Origin of the sequence: Sciscionella sediminilitoris (assembly GCF_000737195.2) — a bacterium.
Classification (GTDB): Bacteria; Actinomycetota; Actinomycetes; order Mycobacteriales; family Pseudonocardiaceae; genus Sciscionella; species Sciscionella sediminilitoris.
In genome coordinates this window covers 1-1,904 of sequence record NZ_JALM01000065.1, presented here as the reverse complement: position 1 = coordinate 1,904, position 1,904 = coordinate 1, and the positions used below count along the sequence as shown (strand labels likewise).

Annotated in this window: 1 protein-coding gene; it reads right to left on the bottom strand. The window is 68.1% G+C overall.

Annotation, left to right across the window (positions count from 1 at the left end):
* Positions 1-1,904: acetate--CoA ligase (gene acs / locus AD72_RS23460; protein ID WP_031468729.1), on the bottom strand; the 1,904-nt coding region annotated here is incomplete at both ends.

The following is a 1,904-nucleotide window of genomic DNA, read 5'->3' as shown; positions in this document are numbered from 1 at the left end:
TTGGTGATCTGGTCCATCACGCTGGAGTCGGCGAGGGTGGTGACGTCACCGACGGCCCGGTTCTCGGCCACATCGCGCAGCAGGCGGCGCATGATCTTGCCGGAGCGGGTCTTGGGCAGTTCCTGTACCACCATGATCTGGCGTGGTTTCGCGATCGGGCCGATCTCGCTGGCCACGTGGTTGCGCAGCGCGGTGATCGCCTCGGCGCCCTTGGCCTCGTCCGCGGTGGCAGCGCTGCGCAGGATCACGAACGCCACGATGCCCTGACCGGTGGTCTCGTCGGAGGCGCCGACCACGGCGGCTTCGGCCACGGTCGGGTGCGAGACGAGTGCGGACTCGACCTCGGTGGTCGAGATGCGGTGCCCGGAAATGTTCATCACGTCGTCGACCCGGCCGAGCAGCCAGATGTCACCGTCGTCGTCGTACTTGGCCCCGTCACCGGCGAAGTAGTAGCCCTTGTCGGCGAACCGCGACCAGTAGGTGTCCTTGTAGCGCTCGTTGTCGCCCCAGATCCCGCGCAGCATCGCGGGCCAGGGCTTGTCGAGCACCAGGTAACCGCCACCGCCGTTGCCGACGTCGTTGCCCTCGTCGTCCACGACCTTCGCCGAGATCCCGGGAAGCGGGGTCTGCGCGGAGCCCGGCTTGAGCGCGGTGACCCCGGGAAGCGGGGAGATCATGATCGCCCCGGTCTCTGTCTGCCACCAGGTGTCCATGATCGGTGCGCTGCCGCCGCCGATGTTGTCCCGGTACCAGATCCAGGCCTCCGGGTTGATCGGCTCGCCCACGCTGCCGAGTACCCGGATCGAGGACAGGTCGTGCTCGGCCGGGATCTCCTTGCCCCACTTCATGAACGTGCGCACCAGGGTGGGCGCGATGTAGTACACCGAGACCTTGTACTTCTCGATGATCTCGAAGTGCCGGTGCTCGTTCGGGGTGTTCGGGGTCCCCTCGTACATCACCTGCGTGGCCCCGTTGGACAGCGGGCCGTAGACGATGTAGCTGTGCCCGGTCACCCAGCCGATATCGGCCGCGCACCAGTACACATCGGAGTCCGGCTTGACGTCGAAGATGTTGTGGTGGGTGTACGAGGCCTGGGTGAGGTAGCCGCCCGAGGTGTGCAGGATCCCCTTCGGTTTCCCGGTCGTTCCCGAGGTGTAGAGGATGTAGAGCGGCTGCTCGGCGTCGAAGGCCTCCGGGGTGTGCTCCGCGGACTGCTTGCCGACCGCCTCGTGCCACCACAGGTCCCGGCCCTCGACCCAGGGGATCTCGGTCTCGGTGCGCTTGACGACGAGCACGTGCTCGATCGTCGGGGTGTCCTTGGTTGCCTCGTCGGTGTTCTCCTTCATCGGGGCCGGCTTGCCCCTGCGGTACTGCCCGTCCGAGGTGATCAGCAGCTTCGCCTCGGCGTCCTCGATGCGGGAGCGCAGCGCGGCCGGGGAGAAACCGCCGAACACCACGCTGTGCGCCGCGCCGATCCGCGCACACGCCAGCATGGAGACGACGGCCTCCGGGATCATCGGCAACTGGATGGCGACCCGGTCACCCGCGCGGATCCCGAGCTCGGTCAGCGCGTTCGCCGCGCGGGAGACCTCGTCCTTGAGATCCGCGTAGGTGATCGTGCGGGTGTCGCCGGGCTCGCCCTCCCAGTGGATGGCGACCCGGTCGCCGTTGCCCGCCTCCACGTGCCGGTCCACGCAGTTGTACGCGACGTTGAGCTTCCCGCCGACGAACCACTTCGCGAACGGCGCGTCCGACCAGTCGAGCACCGTGTGCCACTCGTTCGCCCACGAGAGCCGCCGCGCCTGCTCGGCCCAGAACGCCTCGCGGTCCGCGTCGGCCTGCGCATAGAGACCCTCGCCGGCGTTCGCCTGAGCGGTGAACGCTTGACTCGGCGGGAAGGTCCT